Below are 17,182 nucleotides of genomic sequence, written 5' to 3'. Positions count from 1 at the left end.
GATAGTTTTCAAGCGTTGGCGAGCACATCACGCACGTACGCGTCTTGCCAGTTGTCCACGCCCGAATTGACGTGCTTGTCGAGAATGGTTTGCGCCCGGCCGTCCGAGCGCAAATACGCCAGCGACTCTTTCGAGAAGGACATTTGCAGCATCCGAGTTTGGGTAGCCGTGACCCACAGGTAGTCTCGGTTCGGAACGGCGTTCGCAATCATCCGAATTTGGTGGTCGGTCTGACCGAATGTGTCGCGATACAGTTTGTTGTTGATCGCATCGCTGTTGGGGAGATAGATAATGTTCGGGATGTTCTCTTTGAGAATTTCGAAATCAGCGACGCGAGCCAATTGCCCGAGCGATTGCGTTGCCATGAGCAGCGCCGCATTGAGCTTGCGGATCGTGACCGCCCAGATCTCAAGGCGCGCGTAGAACTTGGGGTAGGTAAAGAAGAACCCCGCCTCTTCAATCTCGATTACCGTGTAGCGCTTGCCGTCGAGAATCTGAGCGATACGGTAAAAGGCGTAGTCCATGAAGAGCGCCGCGGCGACCGGGTAGTTTTGGAACAAGTCCCCCATCTCGATCGAGAGATCGTCCGACAGCGCAAAGCCGTCCTCGACATGATCAAAAAACCGACCGTTCTTTTGGCCTTCTGTCCACACCTGAAGCCGTTCACGTAATTCCGCCGGCAGCAGCGTGATCAACCCCGAGAGCCGCCATTTATCCGGCGAGTACGCCTCGGCGAGCGTTTTCACGCGCTGAAAGATCTCGGTTTCCTGGGTCGGCGAACACGTAAAGTCTTCGCCTTCAATCACGAGCTTTACCCACTCGGCCACGTATGGCCAATGCTTCGAATCGCCGATCAGGGAAAGCGGGTTGACCGATGTCGCGGTTTCGAACCGCCCGGTCGCGTCAATGAACCGCCCCCCACCAAGCAACGTGGGGATTCGTGTTGAGCGATCCTTATCGAACCTTATTCGGCGCGCATTGTGCCGGCCGGTCTGCGACATAAGATAGTTCAAAAAGACCGACTTGCCGGCGCCGATCGGGCCGACGACCAACGTATGCGCCTTGCCACCGGGGTGGTGGAGATCGAAACGTTGCAAGGTGCGGTGGCGTGTTGGCAAGCAGGTGAGCGGACCCATCGGGGTACCGGATTGCTGCGTCAACCATTCGTTGACATTCGAACCCTCGCCCACGCTCGTAAGTGGCGCGATATCGGACACCGCTGGCGTTTCGACAAACTGTAAGCGCTTTTGCTGATCCCATCGCCCGGGCAGCGTCGCACTCCACGCGGCAAATAGATTGGTGCGCTCCTGGATGACCCCAAATCCGGCATTGCCGATCACGCCCACGACTTGGCGCGTTGCGTCTTCACATTCTTCCGGTGTGCTGCCGTAGACGACCACCGAAATGTTTGCGAACCCGTATTGCTGCCCTTCGGCATCGAGTTTGGCCAAGGCTTCACCCGCTTCCTTCGCGAGCATTTCGCGACCCTCGTCGTTCTTTTGCTCTTCCTTCGTTGCCCACTGCTTCAAGATCGCGATCGGGTTGAACGCCGCAACCTTGTAGAAACCGCGAATCTTCTTGATGTACGAACTCGCGCGCGAGGTATCGAGAAAGCGAAACATTACGCAGACATCCAGTTCTGCATCCACTTGCGCGAGCACGTCAAGCGCGGCTTCCTGGAAGCCCATCCATTCCTTTACCCCGATGATGCGTGCGTAGATCTTGCCGTGCGCCGACTCGAACATCAGCTCGGACGCACCAATCGTGATCTCCGTTTCCGTGAGATGCGTGTCGAGCATCGTGACTGGATAACGTACCCGCCGCTTGGGCGTGCTCGGATTGGCGCGCTGGTGCAGGAACGACAGCGCATTCTGCAGTTGCAAGCGCTTCATCTTGAGCCGCGTGACACCGCCCGTAAAGCCGTCGATGACCGCTTCAAAGCGTTTGATTTCGTTTTGGATCTTCGACAAGTCGAAAACGAAGGCACTTCGCGCGAGCACCAGGTCTTTCGCGGCCTCGAACATGGCCACGGCCAGATTCTTGCCGCCAACCGTCATGTGGTAGCCGATCTTGTCGAAGATGCGCGAGATACCCGTTTCCGGCGTGAACGCGAGCGCGAGCGAGTGAGAATTGCGGAAGTACTTGCCGCTGCCTATGTTCGCCCGATTGATGGCGTCGATCCGGGCGTCCGCTTTCGATGCGAATTCGCCCGACATCTCTCCTTTTACCCGGCGGTGCGACATCCGCCACCACGCCGTGATCCGATGATCGAAGTTGCGGCATGCGTGATCGAGGTTGTCACGCGCCGCGGTGATGTCGCCCGGGTTCGGCGTATCCGCATCGATCCCTTCGAACTCGAAGACGGTCAACAGCGATCCATCCTTATCCAGCACGATCTCGGGCGTGATCATGGTCATCCATGGCGCGATCTCCTGCACCGACCGCTTGGCGAACATGGATTTCAGCATGAGAGGTCCTGATCGAAGCCGTAGGGGCGCTTAAAGCGCGCGCTGAATTGGGCGTTGGGTCCCGGCTCGTAGACGTCCGGATAACGGTTGTAGACGAGCATCACGATGCGCCACCATGGATCGGTCGAGCTTTTCCAACGCAGGAAGATATGCACAAGCGCGCCTACAACCAGAAACGACAGGCTCCAGCTCGTGTAGCAAAGGAGCGCCGTCAGCGTGCCATTGAAGATGGCAAGGCCGCGGTCCGCCCCGCCCATTTGACGCGGCAGCGATAAACCCCGGCTAACCTTGTGCTGGCGCATATCAGCAGACTTGGGCGAGGTGGAAGTGGTCGCGCATGATCGGCACGGCAACCGATGCGATGCCCAGGCCCACGAGGACGACCGAGAAGGTCTTGGCAATATTGCTTTCTGAATTGGCTACCGCGACGCCACCAATCGTGATCAACACGATGCCGATGCCGTACAGGTACGGTCCGCTGATCAGGTTACTGATCGTGCAGATGATGTCGGTGAGACCCGTAAGCGACGAGAAGTCGCCGGCAGCCATGGCAGCGGCCGAAACCACGCTCAGGGCCGCGCCTACAAACAGTGGCTTGCCCGGCTTGAGCTTTCGTGCGACTGCGGCGGCTGAACTGAAAAACTTGTGTTTCATGTGATGCTCCCGATTAAAAAACGCGTTTAAGGTCGTAGTCGTTATTGCGAAAGCCCCGGATTTCAAGGATTTCGGAGACGTGGCGCATCTCACCCGTGCGTTTGAAATGCACCACGTAGTTGAAGCAATCGGCGATGTTCTTGCGCATGTCTTCCAGCTCCCATCTAGAGCCAGGCGGGATACCGAGCATGGCAAGGCTCTCTAGACGGCTAAGCGCCGTACGAGCGTTATTCGAGTGGATCGATGCGAGGCCCCCGTCGTGGCCAGTGTTCAACGCCTGGAGCAAGTCATACGCTTCGCCGCCCCGGACTTCGCCCACGATGATGCGGTCGGGCCGAAACCGCAGGCACAGCGCAACAAGCAATTGGGTCGTGACGTTCGTGTCGGCGTTTGAGAGCAAACGAACACGGTTGGGAACGTGCACCTTCAGTTCCATCGTGTCTTCAATTGTGATCACCCGCTGGTCGGCGGGGATTGCTTCGAGCATCGCGTTCAAGAAGGTTGTCTTACCGGCTGACGTGCCGCCGGCGACCAGCACGTTCTTACGCGATTGGACGAGCGCGACCAGTGCGCGCATGAGCGCCTGGTTCTCAATGCCTTCCTCAAATAGGATGGCTTCGGCAATTTCAGGACGGGCATTGACGGCCGCGAAGGCGCCCATTGCGACATAGTCGGACAGCGAGAGCTTTGATTCCCGGTGCTTTCGGATACTCAGTGCATGACCATCGATTGCTGTCGGATTCATCACCGCTGCAATACGCAGGTTTTTGTGACCGGCGTTAATGATTCCCTTGTCGCTGCCGGCGCGCGCGGACTTATCAACGGACGAAGCGAGCGAATGAATTGCAGCTTCCAGATGTGCGGGGCGAAGGTCGACATTGACCTTTGACATCACACCACGATGCTCGACCCATACATTGCGGACGTCGTTCACCATGATTTCCGCGAGGTCGGGCGCGTCGAGTTGCTCTTTTAATGGCGAGAGCGCTTCGAAAAACATGTTTACCGCTTCGGTTTCGAGCGGGCGCAGCTTTAGCAGGTGGCTATCGGCAAAGTCGGACATGCGTGCCTTTTCGGGCGATTTAACATCCGACTATTGTTTAGTGCGGGACACGCGGAAAGTCGCCGAAAGACGCACGAAATCGAATCGCTTTCATCAAATGCATGCGCGGCGGCACGGATGCTTCCAGAGCAAATGTCCATGGCGCGGCGAATCTGGCCTCAGCGGTTCCGTGGTTTAGCATGATGTCGCTGGGCGAAGAAAGCACCCCTTTGCACGTTGAGTTGTTTTGAAAGAGGCGACACCCTGATCGCCGCTTAGGGTCTTTCTCACAAAGACGCTATAAAACGTATCTCTTTGCGTCACTCAACCGGTCAAAACGGATGTAGGAAGCCCGGAATGACCGAGAACCGTTTTCCAAATTTTTTTTTTGTTATCCGGGGTGTTTTTCGAATCTTCTTATTTATAATCAAACACTTAGAAAAACAAGCGTGCCGCGAGACCCTAAGTGCCGATTAGGGTCTCCTGAAACAGAGATCACGATGCGCGTCGCCCGTCCAGTCAAGCCGTTACCTCAGCCTCATTGCGAATACTGTGGCGCACCCGCCGTATTGGTTCGCGTCGGCGGCCTCAGCTATCCATATCGCGAAGACCGCGGCACGCTATGGCTGTGCGAGCCCTGCCAGGCGTGGATCGGTATTTACTCGCGCAGTACCCGGAACGTGCCGCTTGGACGACTTGCGAACGCCGAGCTTCGTGAATGGAAGGCGAAGTTGCATGCGGCGCTCGAGCCAATGGCCGTGATAAAAGCGCGGCGTGACGGGATATCAATCTTCGAGGCTCGGGCCAAAGGCTACCGGTGGCTCGCGAGCGCCCTGCAGATTGACGAGAAGGCGTGCACTATCCATCACCTCGACGCCGACCAATGTCGGGCAGCGGTCGGCGTAATTGAGCAGTTCGAGCGTTCCCGCCTGGATCGCGCCCCTTCAGAATAAGCGCCCACCGTTCGTTAACCGGTGAACGCAACCCCTTTTCCGATCAATGGCCCGTACCCTACCCTTTAATCGCAGCCCGCAAGCAACCCGTGCGCGCCTCGCGAAACTTTCTCTCGTTCCGATTCCTAAACGAGAGGCGGACCTTCTCTCGCTGCACGCCCACTGCGCATTGCAAGCCCTCATCGACGGGCACGGCTGGCTAAACGGCGTGCAGTCGCTGACCGAGATTCTGATCCTGACCTCGTTCGTCGCCGAGGCGGGATACGGACAAATTTCGCGCGAAACGTGGCTCGATGCTGAAGCCGCACTGAACGCAGCGTTCGTGAAAGGGCGGGACGAAGCCGTCTGGCAGATCGATGCCGATGGATCCGCCCGCGTCGAGGCTGTCTTGGCGATGCACGATGCGCAACTGGACCGCGCCCCGCTTGGCGTGCTTGCAGGCGCGAGCGAGCGTCTCGAGCGACTGAAGGCTGGCGAACCCGAGCCGCTGCCGCAAAAGAAACGCGCCTGAACGTCCGTAAACGACAAAACCCGGCACGAGGCCGGGTTCTGTCTTCAACCTATAAACCCGGCTTGCGCCAGGTTCAGCAAATTACTTCCATCGTTTCTCCGAACGGCGCTTTCCTCGCCCGTGAAAGCGGCGTGGTCGACGCCCAGAGCACCGGAAAATACGGCACCTGCGTCGGAAACCGCCCCTCCATGTCTGTCAGGTAGACCAGAAACGTAGGGTTGATTCCTTCGGTCAGCACCTTTTCAAAAGGCTCGATAAAAACCGTGCCACCGCCACCGCGCACAGGCTTGATCTCCGGCGAGTCGCCCCGTTCGAAAATCTGCACCTGCGTGACGCGCGTATCGCAATCCATCACGATCAAGCGCGCCGGTTGCAGCGAATAAAACGTCGACAGGATCTCCGCGTTGAACTGCGCCTGCGTCTCGGCTGTGACCGAGCCACTTGAATCCCGCACAAACACCGCATCGGCCACCGCCGGCGTATGCAGCGAGGGCAGATAAAACCCAAGATGCAGATACCGGCGATTAGGCATGGCAAAGCTGTAATCGCTCGGCGTTGCCTGTTGGGCAAAGCGTTGCAACACCGCCCGCCAATCCACTACCGGTCGCACGGCTTCAGAGACCATCGCCTGAAGTGAACCCGGAAGCTTGCCGTACATCTGCGCCGCTTTCGCAGCTTGAATGACGGCTACCTTCCACTCCGCTTCCTTCGTTGGTTTGTCTTCGCCCTGGTACGGACGGACTTCACCAACCGATGCAGGCTTGGGCTCGGTACTGCTTGCCGTCCCGCCTGATTCTGAAGGCTGAGCCGGACTTGCCAGATTATCGCGATCACTCCCCCGATCAGAACTTTCCGGCTTGCCCGACGGGTTCGCCTGCTGAGGCTTGCTATCAGCTTTGCTATCGGGTTGCTTCGCCTTCTTGCGCGCATCCTCGGTCAGTTGGCCGTAAATCTCCTCGGCCGACTTGCCCGTATAGCGGGCATCCAGATAAACACCCTTTGGCAACACCATGCCGGCGTCGATGACGATCGGGTTAATGGCGTAGTCACCTGCATCGTTCCAGCGCTCGGGGTCTCGCGCACCCATTCGCCAGCAATGGCCATTGGCCACGTGAAGAACTTCGTGCGCGAGAACGCCTCGCACTTCGAGGTCGTTCAATGTAGCCAGGTAATCCGGGTTGTAGCCCAAGGATTCCCCATCCACCCAGAACGTCTCGCAGGACCGATCCTCGACCACCTTCAACCGCAGCACCAGTGCACCGAAAAAAGGCTGCGAGAGCACGAGCGCCGTACGTTGCTTAGCAATACGAGGATCGATGCTCATAACCAATCCCACGCGACGTCGGCGAATTTAAAGTATTCGCCAATCGATTGCTCGACAGTCACAAAGAACGGTCCCGGCCAGCTTCTAGCCCAGTCCGGCGCCTTGGCGAGCGACACAAGATCATCCGACGAGTCGGAGTAGTCTTTTATCGCCAAAGCCTTCTCTTCGCCGAGCGCCGACACATACTCGGTCACGTCAAACTGGCATTCTCCTTGAGCATCCACGTCCACTGCATGGTTGTTGACCCACGCCTGCGGATGAAACGTTGCAACGATGCGTTTTGCGATGATGGATTGCATGGCGTTTCTCCCCTTAGGCCACAAGGCGCAGCTGCATAACTGATGAGTCCTCGACCTCCGGAATTGGGGCCGACGGCGACATACCCATGAACGCCGCCATCAATCCTTCGATTTCGTGTGCCTTGCTGGCCACCTGAGAACGCAGGACCGACGAATCCTTCAGATCCGCTCCCGTGTGCACGGCCAGATGCGTCTTGGCCTGCTCGAGGATGTGTGTGAGCTTCGGATCGTTCGAGAAGTTGAGCTTGGGCAACAGCGCGCACAACTCGCGCACGTTGTTGGCCACGTCCAGTCGTACATTGCCGCTCGCATACAGGCGCGAAGCCATCTGCGAAACCGCTTCGTACAAACGGCCAACCAGGTCATCGTTCGCCGTTGAGATCGAGGCGAGAACGTGTTGATCCAGTTCCGTTTTGAGCGTGGTGAGTACGTCATCCGGCAGCTCGACACCAAACTGGCTGGCATCAGGAAACGGCAGCACGGCCATCTTGACGCCGAATTTCGTATTCAGCTCAGCGAGGGTCGGATAGTCCGCCTCGTTGAACAGCCCGTTGAGCTCGATGCGCGCACGCTCTTTGAGGTCAAGATAATCGGTCTGAAAAATCGAAACCGCCAAGTCGAATTCGTCTTTCAACGAACGCATTTTCTCGGCAAATTCCATGTAGACCATCGTCGGCAAGAGCCGTACCCCCAACTGGTCATACTTCAACGTGTGGTCGTAGAAATACGATCTGATGCGGCTTGCAAGCGTGAGCACTTCGGCGAAGCTCGGCGCGTACTCGGGCAAGAGGCGCTTGTTGAAGCGACCGATGCCTTTTGCATGATGTGATTTCTCGACTTCCTCGGTGACCTTGCCGTCGAAACGGCGAGCAACCCACGTGGAAATAGTGACCGAGCACAGCATGACTTTCGATTGAATAGACGTGTTCATATGAAACTCCAGATATAGGAATGGGTTTGGTGAAGCGAGAAAAGGAACAACGAGAAAAGAGGCGGGCGCGCTAGTGCAGCGCGTCGTGCCTCAAGAGAAAGGTGAAACGGGAAGGTGCGACGATTGATTGCGGAGCTTGAGTGCCCTGCTTATTCGCCGCGGATGATCTTGCCTACCTCGCCACCCTGCGCGTTGATGAACGCATAGGAATTAGCGATGGTCGGCGTACGGCGCAGCGCATCGCGAACCAGCAAGGCGCTGTATTCGCGAAGGCCGCCGGCAATCATTCGATCGACGTACACCATCACGCGGTCGAAATTCGCTTCGGTCGCATACGCGGCCAGAGCAGCGGCCGTCGCATACAGCGCAGCGGCGTTTTCAGGAATTGGTGCCCTGTCCGGATTGAGCAGAATCGCATCCGGCGATGGAAGCTCGCGGAAGATCTGCAGAAAACTGACGAATTCCGACGCCGCGCCCTCACCCACCGAACCTGCATGTGAAATGAGTTCGAGCACCTTTGGCACCACGTCCATCGTCTTCGCGACAAAGCCCCAACTGCGCGGGCTCGGCGTGTTTTCGATGTCGCGATTGGTTTTTTGAACCGAGAGCAGATCGGGACGAAACCGCAGGAATGCGATCAGCGCAGGCGCAATCCCTGACTTGACCGCCCAAGCCGTCCAGTCATCAATCGTCGGCGTGAGCTCAACAACCGTTGCAAACCGCGATATGACGGGATCAAGAATCCCCGTCACGCCGGCGTTGTCAGTGCGGCGGTTAGTAGCAGCGAGAAAGGTGACGTTGGACGGCAACACGTGCTCACCAATGCGTCTAGCAAGCAGGAGTTGCATCTTGGCAGCCTGAACAGCCGGCGAGGCTTGCCCTAGGTCATCAAGAAACCAGATCAGAGGGCGTCTTGCGGACAAGGCGCGCTCCAGATCCCCGAAGGGAAGAAACTGTGCCGTCAGACCATCGCGCGATGGAAACGGCAGCCCCTTTGAATCGGTTGGGTCTTCGACAACCGGGTGACTGATGAGCAGTTCGTGGTCGGTGGCTTGCGCGACCTGTTCCACGATGTCGCTTTTGCCGATACCCGGGCGTCCAGTGATCAACACGGGAAGGCGCTTGGGCACATACAGCGAGAGCAGCTCGAACAATTGCGAGGACGTGACTTGCATAGTGGTTTTCCTGAAGTGAAAACCCCACAAAGCCAACGCCCAAAGGGACGTAGTCCCTGTGGGGTAGATGAAGCCGGCCGACGGGTGAGCGTGGCACGGAAGGTCGATGCGTCAAGACGCGGTTGATGAATGCAGTTTAGCCACGCCAGGCGATGCAATCCCGGCGAAACGTGGCCTTTTCATACCGGCTTTCGATGAATGCCGATTTCGAAAGAACGAAAAAAAACCCGACCGAAGGCCGGGTTTGGGGTCAAGAGGATTGCGTTGCGTGTTCGGCCAGTTGGCCTTGCGAAAGAAGATACTGCGCATACGCAAGCGTGCCGTCATTCGCGCGAAGTGTCCTGCTTTCGACACCGTCGTGAGCGGGTGCCACGAGGCTGTAGCGCTGACTTGCTCCATATCGATAGCTCGTGATCTTGCTAAATCCGCTCGCGATCGATTGCTCGACATGTTGCACGCCGGTTATCACCTTATTGCCGTACCGATATCGAGCGGACTCCGCCCGCGCCTTCGCACGGTCGACATCACGAGCGGCCGAGTTAGCTATGCGGCTCGCGTCAGCCCGTTGCTCCCACTCCAGCTGCTGAGCTTCGTCCAGACCAGCGAGCGCAAAGATCGCTCGCCTGCGCGCCTTGGCTGTAATCCCGGTCAGCTTCACGCCATAGAACTCGCGCACCGCTTTTTTCGTCCATCGATTCGCATCGTCTGGGCGATCCAGAATATCAAGCAACTGGTGCATGTCGGCATTCGCAATCGCGGTAGCCATTCGGTTAGGGAACTCGAACGTCGAACGCCCGTGGTCCAGCGCCGCAAGGTGCTGATGCAGATCGTATTCACGCTGGCTGATTTCACGCGCCGCACGCCGCGCCTCCAGGCGCTCTAGCGTCGAAGATTTCCGCTCGTCGGCCATAATGCGCCGAAGAACTGTGGCAAACGGCGACACAGGCGCTCCGATATCGACCGCCTCGAAATACGTCTCCGGTAATGCACGCGCGTCAAGCAAACCGTGGCGACACAATAGATCGTCGACCTCCACGTAGGTTGGCTCGTTGGGAAGCAGCCTTGCGACCATGGCTAACACTGCTGCGTTCGCTGACGATATGGCCTGGCGGGAATGCGTCATCACGCTCACCAACACTCGAAGCTTTGCGACCGGCATGGCCCCGCGCAACTCTGGCACCGTTAGCAACACTCTCGCCCAGCGAATGTCGTTGCCGAACGGCTCGGTATGCAACCCATAGTCGGCGAGTACCGCCTCCGGAACAGAAACACCAGCAGCCAGCGCGTAGGCCAAATGCACTTCGTGTCGGCCGTTGACTTGCCCCGATCCGAGTGCCACGGGAGGTCCGCCAGCGCCGAATCCAAATCGAGCACGCGCTTCCTTTTCGCACACTTGAAACAGACTGGGCGATCCTAGATTGGCGAACGAAATGACCTGCTCGGATGTGAAGAGATAAAGCGGCCGCGTCGACAACTCAAAGGCGAAGAACAGCAATTGCCAGTGGGCGGGTCGAATTTGCCACGGTTCGAGCAGCTTGCCGTTCGGACGAAAATAGGCGCCGTCGATCTCGTCGAGCATGGCCAAGAATAGATCGGGCATTGAGCCCGACATGCGCACGGTCAGTTTGCCGTCAAATTTCGTCACGCACATCGGATGGCCGGCATGACTCAGACTGACGTCGGCCGCATCGACGGCCCGGAAATGGGAGTCGTTGCGGAAAAGCTGGAGAACTTCAAGCAACGTCGTAATGGAGCGGGAGAACTTGGTGGTTGAAAGATGGAACATGATTGCCTCATAAAAAAAACGGGCAATCGTCCCCAGCCGGGTCGATGCCCGTCAGGGTGAAGCGCCAGTCGGCGCGAAGAAGAACTGCGAAGGTAATTAAGCGACGTCGAGTTTGTGGGCGATGAGTCGTGCCAAGTCCCACGCCCGGTTGCGGTTAAACACCTTTGCGCGAAGCAAGGGCATCATCGCGTAGCGGCGCTCGAGATCCTCGGCTTCAGGCCGCGTCACCCAGTCCACGTGAATGATCCAGCCCTCCGAATTGCCGATACAAACAGACACCGAAAGCCGGTCGAACATGAACTGTGACGGCCACATCCTGGCGTGCCGCGCACCGTATGCATATTCGTCGGGGTGGTCTCGGGTGTTTGCCAAGGAGAGCCATTCAGGCTCCATCTCGGTGCGATAAAGACATGCCCAGAGCGCTCCGTACACTTGATTGACCGTCTTACCGTCAGTATCGATTTTTGCGCTTGGGTCCACCGCGATCGCTTCAGCGCTGGCCGCAACTGCCCGCGCCGCGAGATCTGTCTGTCCAAGAACAGCTTGTCCGAGTTGCATCATTATTGCTCCGTAAACGAAAAAAACGCGCCGAGGCGCGTCAGGTGGATTGCCCGCCGTTCGGCGCGCAGACGAAAAAAAACCGCATCCCGTCGAGGGATGCGGCTTCGTTCTTTTGCGCGGCTTTCGCCCCGCTAAATCAATTGCTCAATGCCAATCGCGTTCGCGATCATGCTTCTGCCCATTATGGTTTGACCACGCTAAGAAAGCAGCAATGGACACGCCAAGTACAAATGTGAAAATCGTCGCACCCACGTTAATCTCCTTTCATGGCTAAAAGGCCTGCGTACCACAATAGTACTCCAAGGACGGCGAGCGAGGCTGTATTCAGCAACGTTGCTAAATCCCACCGCGCCGCAGAATGAGCATAGCCAACCGCGCCGACGATAGAGGCTGCCGAAAGCGTCTGCAAAAACCGCCCATTCTGCTGACGCTGGTCCTTCGTCGGCAATGCAATCGGATGAAGAAGCCGGCGAATTCCTAACGGAGCGTTTGCAGGCATTTGAGCCTTATAAGTACCGTTAGGTCCCCCTTGCACGGGCAAAACATAGCCTTCGTGTCGCACACTAAACGCCGGTGAGCATTCCGACTCTTCCATTTTTGCCATTACCGCGACAAGCCTAGGCGGCAAAAGCATTTCTCCGGTCGTGTCGTCCAGCGCAACCCGGTCTGTCAACGTGAGTCCGCAGGTGTATTCAACCTTCACCGTTGCGAGCTTCATTTACGCGCTCGCGACGAAGTGTTGATCCCGCCGGCCAGCCGTAGACCGTCAAGAAATGCTTGATAACCCGCGCTCGTTTCAAGCTGCTCGAGCGCAACGTAGTTTTCGCCTCCACCCGTCAGGTCCTTTCGGTCCCGGCGCGTGCGGAAGGAAAAAGCGACGCCCTGCTTGCACGGCTTGTCGAGCACATCGAGGAACAACGTCTCGGTGCGAAGCGAGACGCGGTCGGACCGAGCACGGCGGCCGGACTGGACGACGATTTCATGACTGCGCAACCGCAGGTCATGCGCGACCCGTCGCAAGATTCGCGCGGCGTGCCGCTGAAGTGCGGCGGTTGTGCCGGCGCTCGCCGCGGTACGGTCCGAATAAAACAAACGGGGAAACTTCATGTGCTACCTCACAAAAAAAGCGAGGCAGGTCCCTTGCGGGAGCTGCCCGCAAGGGAAGGATTTGAAGCGGCGTCGAGTGACGCCGCCGTTGATCAAGCTACTTGGGAAAAACGTTCTTCGTACAACTTCAGCTCGGGACGCAAGCGCGCATACCGCGCCTCTGCATCCATGTCAGTCGAGAGACGCCCGACGTCCGCAAAATAGCGAACACGTGCGCCGTTCGGCTGAAATGCTGGATCAAGCATGATCGCCCGGAACTCCGTCACATTTGCAGCCTGTGCGGCAACCTCGATCGGACGCATCTTGTACATATTCTCGCCATTCACGTCGTTGGTCTTTGCGTCCCAACCCGTTGTGCAACCGTGTCCAGCAAGTTCGTAAGTGTTCATCTTGAGTTCCTAAGACAGGGATTGAGTGAAGAGAAGACGCGCTGGATTAATGCGTGATCCGATAACCGGAGCCGCTGTTAATCAAATAGACATGCTCGCCCGGGGCGAACTGCTGGTCATCGACCTGACTCACGACAACGGTTTGGCCGTTGGCGCGAAGCAGAAACACTTCGAGACCGCTGTGGCGCGACATTATCGAGCTCACGCGCTGGGCAATGACACCCGTAGCCGAACCCGACAGTGCACCTGAGATATAGCGGCCGCGTCCGTTCCCGATCACCTGGGAGCCGAGGAACGCACCTGCGACCGAACTCACGATCGATGACAAACCCGACGAATCGGAGTTGCTCTCGATGGTGATCGGCCGCACGCGGATGACCGTTGCCTGTTCCATCTGGCCAATGCGCTGCACGTCGTAGCGCTGGTACGTATTCGGCGAGCCGAAATCCGCGGAAGCGCAACCGCTGAGAATTGAGATAACGAGAAGGGAAAGCAGAGCTTTAAACATGGACGCCTCAACGAGAATCGAGGCATTCCATCCCCGAGGGCGTGGTTTGCCCCGTTGGGTAGGAAAAAATGAACAACGAAAAATGAAGGTAAGGACCGGGTTAGCTGATTGATGCGATACCGGCCGAGACGAGTACAACACTCGCTATAAAAAGCAACATCTTCCAGGCTTCGGCGTCCTGTCTGGCGTACCAGCGGAGGCTGACGAAAGCGTGTTTTGCAGTCGAGATCATGGGGACAAACTCCAGTTAAAAAGGGAGCTGTCCCGGAATGGGAGAAGCTCCCATTGGGAAGAAAAAAAGGCGACCAACAATGTGGCCGCCATAAAGACTGGACCGAGGAGGAACAGCCTGAGAGAGAGGTAAATGCAAGAGCTCAGCATGCCGAGCGTCTTGTGTCGATGCGCTAGAAGCGCGGGGAATACGGTTACTTTAGCGGGGTCCCGAGCCAGCGGTTCGTGAAAAGGTCACGGATTCAGTGTCGCTTTCAAATAAGTCTGCAAAATTATAGAAAAAAAGCCGACGTTTTTACATGTCGGCTAAAAGCCCGGCACTGAGAGGCACGACAGCCGGGCCTGAGAAACAAACTTTGTAGAGTCGCGCAAACGTTTTGTATGAACAAAAATCCGCCGCACACAACTATTAGGGAAATCTCTCGCCTATTTCACCAGCATTCGTTTAAAAGGCACGGCAATTGCATTTTAGAAACCTCCGAAATCTGGCAAATGCGATTAGTACCATACCCCTGAGAGAGAGATGCATAACTACACACGCAAAATGCCACCCAGAGTCGCAGACCACGAGATCGACCACCTCGAAGCAGTGTTAAGCCTCGCTTCGCGAGCGTTTGCCACGACTGCCCTGCCTCGGCTTGATTTAGCCTACTGGCGTTCCCGCGTCGAGCAGCTCGGGAACCGCTACGAGCTCCTGCCTCAACAGAAAAACCGAGTCGCCAAGCTCTCGCGCGCGCTTGCAGCGGTGGCCAACGAAGAACGCGCAGCACCCGCGAACCCAATGTCGCGAATCGCGGCTTAACTTTTCCTCGTAGCGAGCGCCACGAGCGCCAGGCCCGCGCCCAACGCCGCGTAGATCGGCACGAAGGAGCGCGGCGACACGTGCGCCTCAAAACCAGGTGTTATGCGCTCTGGCACGACGTGATAGTCCACGACGTACGCCGTGACCGCTGTGACCGCAGCGGTTCGGACGATGCTTTGCGCTGATGTACGGCGGCCAAGCAGCGTTTCAAATAGCGCGCCCCAAAAGATGCTCGCGCCCAAGTGAATGAAAGCGCCAGTTCCGGTCATCCGGAGACTCGGACGCTCTTCGAGGAACGCCTGCGCCGGCCAGATGACGTGCGAGACCGCGTTTAGCGGCGCGACTGCGCTCGCTCCATTGTTCACTGCCTCCCGCGAGGCGACCGCAGCGGACGCGAGCGCCGCGCCCGTACCGGAAGCAATCGAGCGTGCCAACAGGGTTACTATTTTCATCGATGTTCTCCTCTTCGAAGCCATTTCGACGCAAGGACCATACTCGCCCGGTCATCTGTACGGCCGGAGCACGACGAAAAGCAGGATCGGCATAGGGGACGGCCAAGAGGCCGTACCCCTGCCACACCACCCGGCATGCGGGTCCGCACCGGGCGGTTCGAGAAGTTGAGGTTAGGAGAGTCGAGGTACCCCCAGTCGATCGAAGTAGGCGATAGTGAGCACGCGTTTGAGAGCACGGTCGCTGTTGCGCCACCAGCAACGGTTATTCGCCGCCACCTGGCGCGCTGTTTCAGCGGATGCACCCAACGCACGGAGTTCCCGGTAGATGGTAAGGCCATGGCGCCAGTGTTTAAGCTGGATAGCGCGCAGCCGGTGACGCATCCACTCCTCCAGTGCCGACCACACACTGGGCGTTTGCGCCATCCTGAAGTATGCCTTCCACCCCAACACGTAAGGCCGTAACCGTTCCACCACCTCCTTCATGCTGCGCCCGCCAGAACGGCGGGTCAGTTCACGAATGCGACGCTTAAACGCCAGGAGCGGTTTGGCCGCTACCTTGCGCTTCACTACACCGCCCGGAGCTACCCACAAGCCGTAGCCCAGAAACTTGCGGCCGAACACGCTCGCCACCGCGCTCTTGGTCTCGTTGACCTTCAAGCGCAGCCGACCATACAAGCGTCGCAACAGTGCCATCACTCGTTCACCTGCACGGCGGCTACGAACATACACGTTCGAATCGTCGGCGTAGCGCACGAAGCAATGACCCCGCCTTTCCAATTCCCGATCCACCTCATCGAGCAGCACGTTGGCCAGCAATGGTGATAGCGGCCCGCCTTGCGGCGTGCCCTGATGTCTTTGCTGCACCACCCCGTCATCCATGATGCCGCTGTTCAAATACGCCCGGATCAACTGGATGACTCCGGCGTCGCCAAGGCGTTTCTGTAAGCGGTCGATCAGAATGTCGTGATTGACCCGGTCGAAGAACTTCTCCAGATCCACGTCCACCACAACCCGCCGCCCAGACTGCACGTACGACTGCGCGGTTAACACCGCGTCGTGCGCACTGCGCCCGGGCCGAAAGCCGTAGCTATGCTCGCTGAAGGTAGGGTCCAGAATCGGCTGCAACACCTGCAGCAGTGCTTGCTGGATCAGCCGATCCGTCACCGTCGGGACGGTCAACGCGAACTGCACAGGAGCTCAGCGAGCATTTGGGTTGGGCTGAGATCCGCCATCCTTTTCATCCGCTCAAGGGCCAACGCTTTCCCGTCCTGAAGACCCGCCGCGTCTCGGGTACCGACACGCTGCTTCTGCGTGATGCAGAGCGTGGCAGCTTCAGCATTGCGCGCGAATGGACCGACTGGGGCACACCGTCCGTCCACGACGACACCATCGGCCCCGTGTGTTATTTCGATCTGCACATGTTGCTGGAGCTGATCGCGTTGATCGACCAGCTTGCCGCTTCGCCGCCCAAGAAGTCATCGACCAAAGGAGCTTGATCAATGCGATTCCTTGTCCTATTATCAGACCAGTCTTACACGTGGTCCGCCAATGGAAGATATTTCGTCATCCTATTTGCGCAGACGCCGCGCGCAATTGCTCAAGCAAATGCCGGCGTTGGAGACGCTTCTGCGCGGCTCGCTCATCGAGCGCTACAAGCGCTGCGGCAAACCCGGCTGCAAGTGCGCCGAGGGTCCCGGTCACGGTCCCAAGTACTACCTGTCCGTGAGCTTTCCCGGCCGCCGGCCGCAAATGGACTACGTGCCGCAAGCAGACCACGCCGACGTCACCGAACGCCTGGCGAACTATCACCGCGTCCGCGAGATCATCGAGGAGATCTGCGAGATCAACCGCGAACTATTGCGCCGCCGCGAGGCGCTCTGAGGGGCGCCGGTGAGCCAGTCTCCGCTGTCACTCACCCACATCATCGATCCGCAATCGGCCGGCGTACTCATCGCCAACATGCTCGAGGCCTGGCTCACCGCCGGGCCC

The 17,182-nt window shown here is 58.0% G+C and carries 20 protein-coding genes and 1 pseudogene; 5 read left to right on the top strand and 16 right to left on the bottom strand.

The window, feature by feature from the left end; all coding sequences use genetic code 11:
• Positions 1-8 precede the first annotated feature (8 nt).
• The 4 genes from ACSQ36_RS42145 to ACSQ36_RS42130 are packed head-to-tail and all read right to left on the bottom strand — an operon-like array spanning position 9 to position 4,185.
• Positions 9-2,468 carry a VirB4 family type IV secretion system protein gene (locus ACSQ36_RS42145; protein ID WP_436186814.1) on the bottom strand — a complete coding sequence of 820 codons (2,460 nt, stop codon included), beginning with the start codon at positions 2,466-2,468 and terminating at the stop codon, positions 9-11.
• Positions 2,462-2,725: a conjugal transfer protein gene (locus ACSQ36_RS42140; protein ID WP_436187007.1), complete on the bottom strand. Its 264-nt coding sequence runs from the start codon at positions 2,723-2,725 to the stop codon at positions 2,462-2,464. Before ACSQ36_RS42140 ends, ACSQ36_RS42145 begins: the two co-directional genes overlap by 7 nt.
• 46 nt (positions 2,726-2,771) lie before the next feature.
• Positions 2,772-3,122 carry a TrbC/VirB2 family protein gene (locus ACSQ36_RS42135; RefSeq protein ID WP_436186813.1) on the bottom strand — a complete coding sequence of 117 codons (351 nt, stop codon included), beginning with the start codon at positions 3,120-3,122 and terminating at the stop codon, positions 2,772-2,774.
• 13 nt (positions 3,123-3,135) lie between these two features.
• The gene (locus ACSQ36_RS42130; RefSeq protein WP_436186812.1) at positions 3,136-4,185 is read right to left on the bottom strand and encodes a CpaF family protein; all 1,050 of its coding nucleotides are present in this window, start codon (positions 4,183-4,185) and stop codon (positions 3,136-3,138) included.
• 479 nt (positions 4,186-4,664) lie between these two features.
• Here ACSQ36_RS42130 and ACSQ36_RS42125 point away from each other — a divergent pair, with 479 nt between their 5' ends.
• Both ACSQ36_RS42125 and ACSQ36_RS42120 read left to right on the top strand, forming a co-directional pair.
• A complete protein-coding gene (locus ACSQ36_RS42125) occupies positions 4,665-5,117 on the top strand; it encodes a zinc-finger-containing protein (protein ID WP_436186811.1) in 453 nt (150 codons plus the stop codon).
• Between the two features lie 169 nt (positions 5,118-5,286).
• The gene (locus tag ACSQ36_RS42120; RefSeq protein WP_436186810.1) at positions 5,287-5,628 is read left to right on the top strand and encodes a hypothetical protein; all 342 of its coding nucleotides are present in this window, start codon (positions 5,287-5,289) and stop codon (positions 5,626-5,628) included.
• Positions 5,629-5,701: 73 nt separating this feature from the next.
• Here the strand turns inward: ACSQ36_RS42120 and ACSQ36_RS42115 are convergent, their stop codons facing one another.
• From ACSQ36_RS42115 to ACSQ36_RS42090, 6 genes are all read right to left on the bottom strand, one after another.
• Entirely contained in the window at positions 5,702-6,946 is a 1,245-nt protein-coding gene (locus ACSQ36_RS42115; RefSeq protein WP_436187006.1) for a vWA domain-containing protein, read from the bottom strand.
• Positions 6,947-6,948: 2 nt separating this feature from the next.
• Positions 6,949-7,251 carry a hypothetical protein gene (locus ACSQ36_RS42110; protein WP_436186809.1) on the bottom strand — a complete coding sequence of 101 codons (303 nt, stop codon included), beginning with the start codon at positions 7,249-7,251 and terminating at the stop codon, positions 6,949-6,951.
• A 13-nt stretch (positions 7,252-7,264) separates the two neighbouring features.
• Positions 7,265-8,182 (bottom strand): hypothetical protein, encoded by a 918-nt coding sequence (locus tag ACSQ36_RS42105; protein WP_436186808.1) that lies wholly within the window; start codon positions 8,180-8,182, stop codon positions 7,265-7,267.
• 149 nt (positions 8,183-8,331) lie between these two features.
• The gene (locus tag ACSQ36_RS42100; protein ID WP_436186807.1) at positions 8,332-9,357 is read right to left on the bottom strand and encodes an ATP-binding protein; all 1,026 of its coding nucleotides are present in this window, start codon (positions 9,355-9,357) and stop codon (positions 8,332-8,334) included.
• A 250-nt stretch (positions 9,358-9,607) separates the two neighbouring features.
• Positions 9,608-11,143: a hypothetical protein gene (locus ACSQ36_RS42095; RefSeq protein ID WP_436186806.1), complete on the bottom strand. Its 1,536-nt coding sequence runs from the start codon at positions 11,141-11,143 to the stop codon at positions 9,608-9,610.
• Between the two features lie 96 nt (positions 11,144-11,239).
• Positions 11,240-11,704 (bottom strand): hypothetical protein, encoded by a 465-nt coding sequence (locus ACSQ36_RS42090; RefSeq protein WP_436186805.1) that lies wholly within the window; start codon positions 11,702-11,704, stop codon positions 11,240-11,242.
• Positions 11,705-11,706: 2 nt separating this feature from the next.
• Between ACSQ36_RS42090 and ACSQ36_RS42085 the strand changes: the two genes are divergently transcribed.
• The gene (locus ACSQ36_RS42085) at positions 11,707-11,940 is read left to right on the top strand and encodes a hypothetical protein (protein ID WP_436186804.1); all 234 of its coding nucleotides are present in this window, start codon (positions 11,707-11,709) and stop codon (positions 11,938-11,940) included.
• A 17-nt stretch (positions 11,941-11,957) separates the two neighbouring features.
• Here the strand turns inward: ACSQ36_RS42085 and ACSQ36_RS42080 are convergent, their stop codons facing one another.
• The 6 genes and pseudogenes from ACSQ36_RS42080 to ltrA all read right to left on the bottom strand — a co-directional run.
• On the bottom strand, positions 11,958-12,422 hold the full coding sequence (locus tag ACSQ36_RS42080; protein ID WP_436186803.1) for a hypothetical protein: 465 nt from the start codon (positions 12,420-12,422) through the stop codon (positions 11,958-11,960).
• On the bottom strand, positions 12,419-12,811 hold the full coding sequence (locus ACSQ36_RS42075) for a hypothetical protein (protein ID WP_436186802.1): 393 nt from the start codon (positions 12,809-12,811) through the stop codon (positions 12,419-12,421). The genes ACSQ36_RS42080 and ACSQ36_RS42075 overlap by 4 nt, the downstream gene beginning before the upstream one ends.
• A gap of 92 nt (positions 12,812-12,903) precedes the next feature.
• A complete protein-coding gene (locus tag ACSQ36_RS42070; RefSeq protein ID WP_436186801.1) occupies positions 12,904-13,200 on the bottom strand; it encodes a hypothetical protein in 297 nt (98 codons plus the stop codon).
• A gap of 46 nt (positions 13,201-13,246) precedes the next feature.
• Positions 13,247-13,708 carry a hypothetical protein gene (locus ACSQ36_RS42065; RefSeq protein ID WP_436186800.1) on the bottom strand — a complete coding sequence of 154 codons (462 nt, stop codon included), beginning with the start codon at positions 13,706-13,708 and terminating at the stop codon, positions 13,247-13,249.
• 1,029 nt (positions 13,709-14,737) lie between these two features.
• Positions 14,738-15,193 carry a hypothetical protein gene (locus tag ACSQ36_RS42060; protein WP_436186799.1) on the bottom strand — a complete coding sequence of 152 codons (456 nt, stop codon included), beginning with the start codon at positions 15,191-15,193 and terminating at the stop codon, positions 14,738-14,740.
• Between the two features lie 171 nt (positions 15,194-15,364).
• Positions 15,365-16,372 (bottom strand): annotated as a pseudogene (ltrA, locus tag ACSQ36_RS42055) (group II intron reverse transcriptase/maturase); the annotation flags it as partial.
• A gap of 29 nt (positions 16,373-16,401) precedes the next feature.
• On the opposite strand from ltrA, the gene ACSQ36_RS42050 reads away from it, so the two are divergent.
• Positions 16,402-16,689, top strand: coding sequence for a Y4bD/Y4pK family protein (locus ACSQ36_RS42050; RefSeq protein ID WP_028233071.1), 288 nt, complete (start codon positions 16,402-16,404; stop codon positions 16,687-16,689).
• Between the two features lie 52 nt (positions 16,690-16,741).
• Positions 16,742-17,074, top strand: a complete 333-nt coding sequence (locus ACSQ36_RS42045) for a DUF6788 family protein (protein WP_089159504.1) — start codon at positions 16,742-16,744, stop codon at positions 17,072-17,074.
• The last annotated feature ends 108 nt before the right edge of the window (positions 17,075-17,182 follow it).

The sequence above is a fragment of the Caballeronia sp. LjRoot34 genome, from assembly GCF_964253815.1.
GTDB lineage: Bacteria > Pseudomonadota > Gammaproteobacteria > Burkholderiales > Burkholderiaceae > Caballeronia.
The sequence above is the reverse complement of the archived record's forward strand: the minus strand, read 5'-3'. Positions and strand labels throughout refer to the sequence as shown.

Coding starts and splice junctions, on each gene's coding strand:
- ACSQ36_RS42145 (WP_436186814.1), bottom strand. CDS start 2,468: ATGCTGAAATCCATGTTCGCCAAGCGGTCGGTGCAGGAGATCGCGCCA.
- ACSQ36_RS42140 (WP_436187007.1), bottom strand. CDS start 2,725: ATGGGCGGGGCGGACCGCGGCCTTGCCATCTTCAATGGCACGCTGACG.
- ACSQ36_RS42135 (WP_436186813.1), bottom strand. CDS start 3,122: ATGAAACACAAGTTTTTCAGTTCAGCCGCCGCAGTCGCACGAAAGCTC.
- ACSQ36_RS42130 (WP_436186812.1), bottom strand. CDS start 4,185: ATGTCCGACTTTGCCGATAGCCACCTGCTAAAGCTGCGCCCGCTCGAA.
- ACSQ36_RS42125 (WP_436186811.1), top strand. CDS start 4,665: ATGCGCGTCGCCCGTCCAGTCAAGCCGTTACCTCAGCCTCATTGCGAA.
- ACSQ36_RS42110 (WP_436186809.1), bottom strand. CDS start 7,251: ATGCAATCCATCATCGCAAAACGCATCGTTGCAACGTTTCATCCGCAG.
- ACSQ36_RS42105 (WP_436186808.1), bottom strand. CDS start 8,182: ATGAACACGTCTATTCAATCGAAAGTCATGCTGTGCTCGGTCACTATT.
- ACSQ36_RS42100 (WP_436186807.1), bottom strand. CDS start 9,357: ATGCAAGTCACGTCCTCGCAATTGTTCGAGCTGCTCTCGCTGTATGTG.
- ACSQ36_RS42095 (WP_436186806.1), bottom strand. CDS start 11,143: ATGTTCCATCTTTCAACCACCAAGTTCTCCCGCTCCATTACGACGTTG.
- ACSQ36_RS42090 (WP_436186805.1), bottom strand. CDS start 11,704: ATGATGCAACTCGGACAAGCTGTTCTTGGACAGACAGATCTCGCGGCG.
- ACSQ36_RS42080 (WP_436186803.1), bottom strand. CDS start 12,422: ATGAAGCTCGCAACGGTGAAGGTTGAATACACCTGCGGACTCACGTTG.
- ACSQ36_RS42075 (WP_436186802.1), bottom strand. CDS start 12,811: ATGAAGTTTCCCCGTTTGTTTTATTCGGACCGTACCGCGGCGAGCGCC.
- ACSQ36_RS42070 (WP_436186801.1), bottom strand. CDS start 13,200: ATGAACACTTACGAACTTGCTGGACACGGTTGCACAACGGGTTGGGAC.
- ACSQ36_RS42065 (WP_436186800.1), bottom strand. CDS start 13,708: ATGTTTAAAGCTCTGCTTTCCCTTCTCGTTATCTCAATTCTCAGCGGT.
- ACSQ36_RS42060 (WP_436186799.1), bottom strand. CDS start 15,193: ATGAAAATAGTAACCCTGTTGGCACGCTCGATTGCTTCCGGTACGGGC.
- ACSQ36_RS42045 (WP_089159504.1), top strand. CDS start 16,742: ATGGAAGATATTTCGTCATCCTATTTGCGCAGACGCCGCGCGCAATTG.